3 protein-coding genes are annotated in these 8,445 nt (G+C 32.5%); all 3 read right to left on the bottom strand.

All coding sequences use genetic code 11. From position 1 onward, the window contains the following. Positions 1 to 351: 351 nt before the first annotated feature. The 3 genes from drmB to K1F36_RS13805 are packed head-to-tail and all read right to left on the bottom strand — an operon-like array spanning position 352 to position 8,440. On the bottom strand, positions 352 to 2,349 hold the full coding sequence (gene drmB, locus K1F36_RS13815; RefSeq protein WP_220114351.1) for a DUF1998 domain-containing protein: 1,998 nt from the start codon (positions 2,347 to 2,349) through the stop codon (positions 352 to 354). Then, positions 2,350 to 6,051, bottom strand: coding sequence for a helicase-related protein (locus K1F36_RS13810; RefSeq protein ID WP_220114350.1), 3,702 nt, complete (start codon positions 6,049 to 6,051; stop codon positions 2,350 to 2,352). Continuing rightward, the gene (locus K1F36_RS13805) at positions 6,032 to 8,440 is read right to left on the bottom strand and encodes a DISARM anti-phage system protein DrmE domain-containing protein (RefSeq protein ID WP_220114349.1); all 2,409 of its coding nucleotides are present in this window, start codon (positions 8,438 to 8,440) and stop codon (positions 6,032 to 6,034) included. The genes K1F36_RS13810 and K1F36_RS13805 overlap by 20 nt, the downstream gene beginning before the upstream one ends. Positions 8,441 to 8,445 lie beyond the last annotated feature (5 nt).

Here is an 8,445-nt window from a genome sequence, read left to right as displayed (position 1 = left end):
TTTGTTGCTAAAAAAACCATTTCTGTCGGGGTGGCAGACTTGGCTGACCACACACAAACCACTGTTATTCAATATTTTACATGTTATTCTAGAATTTTGCACACCTGATTGCACAACAAAACCATGAAAAGAACTTCGGAGAGATAATTTGCTCTCTTTTAATTCCAATAAGATACAAATAATTGTATAAACAATTTAATGATAGACCCACATTAGTCGGTTCTTTCTGTGATGTCAGCAGTGCACAAAGCGTTTTAAAAAAAACTGTCCTAAAGATCGGGGTATCTACACCTGTAACAAAATTGGCATTCTATTCTTAATTTTTTTAATTGATTTGGTAACTCCGTTCTGCTATAATCTTATTAAATTTTTAAAAAACCCATATTCTTCATCAATTAGTAATGAACGGTCCAAGAACGAATTAAACTCTTCGCAAGCGTTTTCTGGAATTAAAGTACAGCTATAGCAGGCAGCCATATTTAAACCACCTACTCCTTGACCATCTTCGGTATTATAGCATATTGGGTCTGAAGCACAATCGGTAGCTCTATGGATTGCAGATTTTAATAACCTCAACGTTCTTTCTTCGGTCGCTTGAGAAACCAAGCCACCATAACTACCTTCTGCCCCTGCGATTGTATATAACAAAACTCCTTGCATTCTTGTGTCATCTACAAATAGCCTTTCATTTAATGATGTTGAAGGGTATCCACAAAGAAATTCTAACTCCTTAATTAACAAGTGGGATAAGGTATGAAGCAATAAAAATCTAATTATATGCCCCCTACTGTTTTCTGTGTCAAATTTTTGATTTACAGAACGATAAGCATGATTTAAGATATTATTTTGTAAACGGTCTATTTTATTTTTAAATCTACCGTTTGATTCACTTGATTCTATCCATTCTTGAATTTTATCATTAGATAGACTAATAAAAATGCCTTCACCAAAGCTTTCTACTGCTGGTAAGTACTTTGTCATTCTTCCCCATTTTGAAGTATATTTTTTCTCAATCAAGCCTTGCGTAGCATCCATTTCTGTAAAAAAGTCATCACTACTCAAAGGTTCCTGTCTTGTATAGCCAATTTGTACCGAAGTCATTTTTATTCTTCTTAAACCAATAAGCTGTTCAAAACCATAATCAATCAGTGTTTTTAATTTTTCTTTCTGAAAAATCAAATTCTGACTTTCATCTTCAAACTTATCTTCTTTATGATTAACTAAAAAATTATACTCATATAGGCGATATTCCAATTCTGGAATGTACTCGTTTTTGTCTTCCTTATCCAATAACTTTTGTATCACTTCTAATGAATACTCCTCTAATAGTGCATCAAAAATAAATTCAGCATCTTTACCTTTTTCTTTCCATTTTTCAATTTTTTCTAAATCTTTGGTTCGAATACCTTTATCCGTAGGCAAAAATATACTGGTAACCAAAATTGGGTAGTACACACTATTACTGCTTCGAATAACAGGTTTATAATAGACTTTTAATTCCTTGTTCTCTGTGTGGCGCTCCAAAATCTCTTCATCTGAAAACCACACACGCTCTCTTAAACCAAACATACCTGCCAATGTAACTTGACGACCTTTATGTTCGCAAGAATCATTCATGCAATTAATATTGATACCAGCCATATCTGAAAACTTCTTGGACTTTATGTAGCGTAAATCTTGATTATCACAACAAAGGCTTTCATAATCTAATCGAATCGATCCACTTGATGTATCTTCCTCATTGGCTTCCTTTTCTGCCTTATTCCATCTTTCCCAAGGAATTTCTTTATACCTACCTATGGGCGAAGTCATAATAAACCTTACTTGTTCTAATTCTGGTGCAAATTTTTTACCATTATTTTTGTAACACACTCCGCATTTAGGAGGTGCAAAATCTTTTTTAGTTGCTCCTGTTTTCTCATTTTGCCAAATATCCCACCACTCTTTAATTTTCTTTAATCTATTGCATTTGTTACAATAAAACCATTTAGGAAAAAACTCTGCACTCACCGTATTTTCAGGTGTTTCAGGAATATCTGCTCGACTTGATGATGATACATTATCCGGTACATAAACGAAAGCTTCTAATTGCTCGAAACCATCCTTATGTGATAACCTTTGCAATAACCTTTCATCTATTACATGAAACAAACCATTTATATTAACTACCCATTCACCATCTTTATATTCAGGTTTAAAAAATGGCCATTTATCAAAATCCTCAATCATTAAAGCTCCAAATGGTGTTTCTATAATTGAACCAGAACCTCCATAAGCACTCAATACTTTACGAGTTTGAAGTTTGACATATTTATTGTCAGTGGCTGTGTTATTTCTTCTTACTGCCATTTAAAAATTTGATTTTATTTGAATGAATGTATCTGTATCTATTTCCCTCATGGATTGCATCACTGTCCAATCTACATCACCTTCAGATTTCTGGGAAGGCTTTTTTAATAAGGCTTTGTATTTCAAATCTCCTTCTGTATTTGCCCTTCTATACCAATCATCTACGACATCGTTTAACTTGTTATCAAAATATGCCAACATCTGAACGTCTTCATTAAATCTTCCCATTACAAATTCTTTAAATGCCCTTGCGTTTTCTTTTACGAATTTTGATGCATCTTTATCTTCGTTCATTTTGGTTAACTTATTTCTTATATATGCTACTAAAGCAGTTGTTAGCATTTTATCAATTGTACTTTCTGTAAATGGCGTGATACTTAATGGTTCAACACATTTATAAAATGCTTGGTGGAAATTAGCAAAATGTTCAAAGTATGATTTTTCTCTTGCCCTATTTGGGTCTAATAAAGCAATTGCTAATCCTTTATTTTTTCGTCCTACACGACTGGATGCCTGAATGTATTCTGCTATATTTTTTGGCATACCGTTGATAAGCATCACATTTAAACGGCTAATATCAATACCAACAGAAATCATATTGGTGGCCAATACAAAATCGACTACATCGTTAAGGTATTTATGCCCGCGCTCACTTGTTACAATGTTTTTAGTATCAAACTCTTTTTCTAATTCTTTTAAAACAGATTTAATTCTGGCACTTTCCACCCTACTTGTTAGCTCTTCTGTTCTATTGGTTATACCTAAATAATTAAATTTAAAATTGTCGTAAGGGTTAAAAAGTTGTGCTAATCTATATTGTAAAGTTGATGTAAACGTTGTTATTTCATCACCTATTTTGTTATAGATTTTACCAACATCTTTTAAACTATTGTAATAAGACACTATTGTCCAATACGGGTCTGTTCTTGTCTCCGTTTCCTTATCTCTATGCACTTCTAATCTCGCTACGAATAAATGTGCCAGTAATTGTAATTGTGTATCGATAGATGTTTTACCAGTAGGCATAAATCCTATATATCTCCTTTTACTCGTTTTGCTTTCTCTTGAAAAGAAACTATCATTGTGATTAATTCCTGAAGGTGGAAATACGTTCACTGTCCGATTACCATATAATTTTTCAATCTGGTATTGCGTATTACGTGTTGTTGCCGTTGAGGATATAATTTTAGGACCAATACCATTTTTACTACATAATAATTCTATTGTAGATTCAAATAAGCCAGTTATTGAACCTAAAGGTCCATTAAGTAAGTGCAGCTCATCCTGAATAATTAAATCAGGTGGGTATCCTTCATCAATATTTGCCTTAAAAAAGTTGTGTGCATCCTCCTGCCATGCTAACATTGCAAACTTATCTACTGTACCGAATAATAACGTGGGGGGATTTCTATATAAGTTTTCATCAACTACCTGAATTGGAAGGCTATTGTGAAAATGGCATTTACTGTTTATGCAATGAATATTCAAAACACTACTTCTTACCCTAAAGCCATATTTCCAATTTAGCTCACCCTTTGCATTTTTCTCTTGAGACACTAATTTTGTGCCACACCAAGGACAACTACTTATTTGAAATTCATTTTTCTTTGAAGGGTCTCCATCCTTTCCTTTTAAAGCTTCAGCTTCCATTCCGTATTTGTCATCCAAAAGCTTTTTAGCGGCACTAATTTTATTTGGTGTTGAGGCTTGACCTACCCATAAACCAATAGTTATTGGCTCATCTTTTAATTGGTGTGTAAACTCCTTTTGTTCTCTTAAAAATTCCAATGTTGCTATTAATCGTGAAGCTCTTTCAAATTGCTGCGCCGTTAGTAATCGCAAGGTATAACGCATCATAACCGTTGTACCTCCATAATCTTTGCTTTTACTTATTCTACGGTAAGCAATTGTAAATGCTGCTACTGCTAAATAGGCTTCTGTTTTTCCACCACCAGTTGGAAACCAAATTAAATCTACTGTACTATTTTCCTGTCTTTTTTCGGGTATGGCAATTTCTTCAATACTTAACAACAAAAATGCTAATTGAAAAGGTCTATACTTTGGAATGAAACCCAACCCTTTTATTGCACCATAATTTTTAAAAAACTCCAAGTGATTTGCATTGATACTTTTATCTACTTCGTGCAGCTCTTTTTCATATTTCCCCAACTTACTGTCATTGGCAATAATAAACTGAACAAGCATTGCCGTATTAGCCAGTTTAAACGCTTCATAAATATCCTCATTATCCAATAAATCTATATTGTTATTTAAGCGATTGTAATTGGCCTGCTGACGGTCTATAATACGTACAGCTATTTCCTGTTCGTTTTTAGATAATTTACTTTTTTGGTCCAGTTGTTTCTCTATCCATTCTTTATAACTAACTACAAATCGTCTTAAATTGGATTTTAATTGCTCTTTGGAAACACCCCAGATTGAGAGGTTTCGCATATCTAAACAATCATCTAATGAAGAATCTTCAAACTCATTAATAACGTCATTAATGTCCTTTTGAGGAAGGAATGTTGTTTCAACGGTTTTGTTCTCAATATCCCAACTTACAGAACAATTATGTCCAATGCCATAACTCTTAATATTTCTGTAGATAAACTCAATTTCTTCTGCTTCAAAATCTCTAATATCATCACCAGCTGCATATGTGGAAAGTGTATTGTCCTTATACTCAATAAGCTTTTCTGAATGTACTTTTATTTTTCCTTGAAATAAGGATTTCAAGTTTAAATTTTCAGACCTATTGGAAAACCTATTAGCAGGATGGTCATCGGATATGTTTACTAATTGAACCTTTATGTATTTCGCCCTACTATCTTCAAATATCTTAATATTATATCCTGCCCTTGTTTGTTTAAAAATTTCATCTTCAAACTGAAAATATTCTGGTATAGGTGTTGATTTTACAACGGGAACTTTCAATTTAAAATTGTATTGTTTCCTTTTCCAAGAGCGACTTAACAACTTGTCTAAATACCCTATATAATAGTAGGCTGAAAAATAACCGCCCTCTTCTGTTTGCCTTGTTAAATTTTGTGTCCTCTTAAATTCATCATACTGTCCATATTCTCCATTAGCACGTTGAGGTCTTCTTTGTTCTCCTTTTAGTTCTCTTTCTAAATACATAAACCCATCCTCACTATATTTTAGAATATTTCTAAAAGGTAAAGGGTATGGAATACCTTCCTCAAAAAATGAATCGTACCCTGCTTTTGGTATTATAATTTTTAGTTCCTCATTTTTAGGTTGGTGATACAAACCAAATGAAAATTCCACATCAATTTCATTAACCGATTTTTCAACTGCTACTGTTACTCCAATGTTGGTAGGGAAAAAACTGTTTGTACTTAAATTGAACTCTTCTTTCGTTGTAACGGTTTTATCGGTGACGTCTTTTTCTTCAATGTCAACTTCTTCAATTTCAGGATTTTCTTCATTTACATCTACATCATCTTCTAATCCATCACTATTTCCATCTGCATCATCTTGTGCACTTTGAGTAGGGCACACTGACTTATTTGGAAACAAAACACCACTAAAATATCGTGGAAGCGGATAATCGGAAATTATTTCTTCTTCATCAGGCAAGCCCCAAGTATCGGAACCTGGACCAATCATTCCCCGGTTAATCCGATTTTGAAAAAATTGTCTTGCTTTATAATCTATTTCATCCGTTGGATTCTTCATCGTCTGTGATTTTTATACTTTGTATTTTTTTTATTGGTGCTGCATTATGAATAAAGGATTGAATTTCATCTTGATTGAATTTAGATAAAATTCGACCTTTATATAGGCCTCTTGATTTTACATAGTCCATGACATCATCACTCAAATCTCTTCCCAAAGAAATCATTACACCTCTGTAAAAACTTCTTACTTTAAGGACTTGGTCAAAGTTTTCATTTAACACCTCACTATTTATTAAAGTTTTAATTGCCATTACATTTTTTGAATCGTTAGGAAAACGCTCTTTATCCGATTCATCCAACCATTTATTTATAGTAATTGGGTTTGATATAGTAGCCCCTTTTGCTCTTAAATCCTCTAATAAATCTGAAGTATCATAATATTTATTACTCATTACTTTAGAAGAAAAATAACTACGAAGTTCTTTTTTCCAGAGTTGAGAGAGTTCTATAATTTCTGCAAAACGCCCATTACTATCTTCGCCTGCCGCTATTTCAAACAATTTTTCCTTTGAAAGGTTGTTGTAAATTCTAACCGAATCACCAGCTACTAAATTGTAAGTTTTTGTTTTAATCCAATTTTCTCCTTTAAGCATTAAAACAGTTTTTGAACCATCTATTACAATAGGGGTACCTTGGTCTTCAAAACACACCTGATAATTTACCTGACCTTGAGACTCATATTCATATTCATACGATTTTCTATCTTGCCTATCGTATAGTTCATCCATTATTTCTTCAAGAGATTTAGGTATATCAACCTTACTTAAAGGAATTTCGAATTTAATACCAGACAATTTTTTCCTGTCTTTAGATTTGTATTCATTTAGCAGATTGTTATTCCTGTTTGTTATAAATAACTCAATTATTTCTGCTTCTTCAGGATATGCCAAAAAGTTGAAATTATGCTTTGTATTAGCTGCTGTTTCAATAAGTTCCCCTTGATTCATTCCATTACCGAACAAACTCAATACAAAAACGTTTTTACTTTTCTCAAACTTATGCTGAAATGTCATAAATTCTTTGAAAGAACAGATAGTACCTACAGTAGTTTGAAACTCTTCTTTCCAATTATCAACAAGTTTCTCTGGCACAATCAATACTTTCACAAAGTTGAGTTGTTCCAAGAATTTGAGTTTCTCATTATTGAAACAATCAAAGATGTTTTGAATTAATGGGTTTACATATTCCAAAACCTCATATGGCTCTAAATTTTGATTGTAAAACTCTTCATAGATTGTATCGTTAGTGACTTTACCAATAAGATGTTTTACATATTCTAACTGTGTAAGGTTTCTACTGTTTTCTTGTTTAGCTAAAACTAAAGCATATAAGAACTTACGTAAACCTTTAATGTTTTTAAGCGAAATTCCGTATTGCTTTTCCAAATTAGACAAATAGTCAGTGAAACTCTTTAAGGCTTGCTCAAAAGGTTGGTCTTGTATGTTGGCTACAGTAATTTCCCCATTAGGGTGTTTCATTAAATAAGCAAATTCAGGATAGGTCCAATTCCATTTTAAAAATTGGCCTGCATTATCGTGTAAGTCTTCGCTACCAATAATGATACAATTCTTCACAACTCCTTCTCTAACCGCTCTTTTTATGTTGGTTCCATGTTCTTCTTTGTATTTATTTTTGCCAATTACCACCAATGTTTCAATTTCGATCCCTTTATCGAGTACATATTCTTCCAATGTTTCAAAATCAGGAACACAGTATATCATAGGCTCAATGGGTAAGTCCTTCCAATATTCTTTTCCTTTGGCTGTAATCCACCTCATTGGAATGGATTTTTTTATATCAGCTTTTAGATATTTCTGGTTTTTTATTTCTTTTTCGAATTCTTTTTTGACAAGTACGATTGCAGACTTATACTTAAATTTTGAAGGAACTTCAGATTCTATTGAAAACAACGTATTGTAAAACTCTTTATACTCTTTGAGACCTGTTTTCACTTTTCTACTTGACAGCCCCGTAGTAACCACAGAATATTCTTTAATACTACTATGCTTGACTAATTTTTTATACTCTTGATTTTTTTTACCACCAAAGACCCAATACCCTTTATCTGTTTTGCTAATGATTTTGAATTTTTGTCTATTCTTTTGGATTATATCCCCTTTTTGAAATGACATTTCACTATCACAATAATTCTTAAAAAACATTGATATTGCTACAGAAAGTACAGTTGGAAATTTTGAGAGTGATGGTAATTCTTTATTAAAAGACCCTATAAATAAATTATCGCCACTATCTAAAGATTCCTCTATTAATGCAAAATTCAACCATTGAAAATCATTAAACTTCAAATAATTAAAGCTGTATTGATCAAAGAACTTCTTCTTTGTTTTATATTTAAACTCCTTTAGATATTGATGAATTTCATTCATTGTCT

The organism is Flagellimonas abyssi (assembly GCF_019457905.1).
GTDB classification, from domain to species: domain Bacteria; phylum Bacteroidota; class Bacteroidia; order Flavobacteriales; family Flavobacteriaceae; genus Flagellimonas; species Flagellimonas abyssi.
This window is presented reverse-complemented; position numbering and strand designations above follow the sequence as displayed.